Here is a 2,165-nt window from a genome sequence, read left to right as displayed (position 1 = left end):
TGATGGTTACAGTGTTCGTCAACTCTAACCCTTTAAAATCCTTAGAATTCTGTGGCGAAACCTAATAGGTTTTTACCTTTATTTTCTGCCGCAGTCGCCTTCTGTCACTCAACTAACATCACGGATAACTGACTAATCCCTTATTCCTCATTGTTGTATCTATCAAAAACACAGGTGGTACGAGATTGCCTAACGAAATGTAAGCACTTCTGAATCTAAGTGCTGCTACAGGTCTGTACCTGCGGTTTTGTACTTGTTTGCCTAAAATCGTGATTTTCCCGGCTGTTGCCGTTGTTGTGCTGGGTTTATCTGGGTCATTCACGATCAGCTTTTCTGTTTTGAATGGTACATCAATTGCGTTACAAATTTTTTCGTAAATTTCAGTAGCATCAGTACGACTATTAACTAATAAATAATTACCTCTTGCAAAGCCATTCTCCGGGTCAGTATAAGATGCTGACTTATTGCCGCAAGTGTAAGTTATCCCTCTGCTACTTGATAAGAAAAGAGCTTTAACTTCATTCGCTATTTCTGTCATATTCGTTTTAGTAATAGCTGGTTTAGTGCTTCCATCGTCGTCTCCACCTGTACAAGAAAATCTCATCAATCTGACAGATTTTTCATGCTCTATTGGTGATTCTTCGTTAGGTGTTGCTGCCGCATCTTGAGAGAAAACAAGAAATAGTTGCGGATGCCCGGCGACAGGTGGCGCTGTATCGAATTTTGAACCATAAACTATAGCTAGATTTTTCCTGCTGTAGCCAATAACATCAAGAAATAGCGATGTTCTTAAAGCCCACGTCGCTTGGTTATCGCCATCAACTAACCGACAAGCTAATTTTAAAGAAGCCCTAACATTCGACAAATCACCATTGCCTTGAACATCACTAAAAAACTTATCTACTCGCTTGTTGTATTCAAGCATGTATGTGCTTTGTAGATGTTCCCAAGGACTAAAATTATCTGGTAATTCTGTCATGGCTAATCATCTCCATCAAACAAGTCTGTAATATCAAAAGGCAATGCGAAACTAGCTGCTTTAGCTGCTTCTTGGTCTGTTTTGACTTTGGCTGCTTCACCTACATCTAGCCCGTTTTTAGTGTTGGGTTCTTGCTTAACTGCCTTTGCCAAATCTGTGAATGAGTTGTTTAATTCTGTGACAGCATTAACAGTATCCACAGGAATTTGAGTCACCATAGCAACAGTATTAGCACCTGATTGTAATTGCTGAAGCTTGGTAGACCATTTGTTATCAAAGCTTGGCTGTGGATTCATCCATGAATAGGCTTTCTCACCCACAACACCCCATATTCTTAATGCATTTCCTATCTTACCTGTGTAGCTACCAACAACCTCTAATGCATTAGTAATTACACTATTCACGTTCATTAAATTATTCAAAATATTAGTTGAAGCTTGATAAATCCTATTTGCTTTAGCCCAAGCTTCTGAAATAGTGGCATAGTTTTCAGTACCTACTATTCCTTTGACTATATTTTCAACTGTTGAATTAATAATGCTTCCTATGTCATAGGATTGTCCGCTGTCATCTTTTAGCCCAATTAAAGATAAGACATTAGTAAACGCTCCTAGTAATGTTTGCCCAATGTCATTGGAGAGCATTAAATGATTTTGAACTGTTGCTGCAAAAGTTAGAATTGATAATGCTCTATCAAGTTGTAACCATTTAAAGCCAGCTACTAACTTGCCACCGATACCACCGGGAAGTGTTGCACCCAACTTGAGATTAACAAGATTTGATATTCCTAAATTTGCTGTTACCTGCCCTTGAATTTGATTGAGCTTTGAAATAATTGCTGCTAAAGCTGAACTATCCACATCTTTTCCATCCTTTCCGTCTCTGCCATTTCTTCCGTCACGTCCTGGAAATCCTGGGAATCCACGCGGCCCTTGGGGGCCTGGAACACCACCTCTACTTAATGCAAATTGAGCAATTGTTAAAGCCGTACCAGCTAAACCCAAAACCCCAAGGGCAGTAGTTAAGGCATTGCCAGCTGTACCGTTAGCACGATCAGCGGTTAATTGTGCCCGTTGTGCTGTGCCTTGGGCGTTTTCGGCAGTAGTTAAGGCATTGCTAGCTGTACCATTAGCACGATCGGCGGTTAATTGTGCCTGCTGTGCAGCGCCCTGGACATTTTGAGCAG

General features: G+C 40.6%; 2 protein-coding genes. Both read right to left on the bottom strand.

All coding sequences use genetic code 11. The features are described 5' to 3' along the window. Positions 1-118: 118 nt before the first annotated feature. Positions 119-979, bottom strand: coding sequence for a hypothetical protein (locus tag I8752_RS34385; RefSeq protein ID WP_214436643.1), 861 nt, complete (start codon positions 977-979; stop codon positions 119-121). 2 nt (positions 980-981) lie between these two features. After that, positions 982-2,165, bottom strand: a 1,184-nt coding sequence (locus I8752_RS34380) for an alanine-zipper protein (protein ID WP_214436642.1), incomplete at its 5' end; no start/stop codon positions are given.

Source organism: Dendronalium phyllosphericum CENA369, from assembly GCF_016056275.1.
In the GTDB taxonomy this organism is placed as follows: Bacteria; Cyanobacteriota; Cyanobacteriia; order Cyanobacteriales; family Nostocaceae; genus Dendronalium; species Dendronalium phyllosphericum.
Note: the sequence above shows the minus strand (reverse complement) of the source record. Positions and strands in the feature narration are given on the sequence as shown.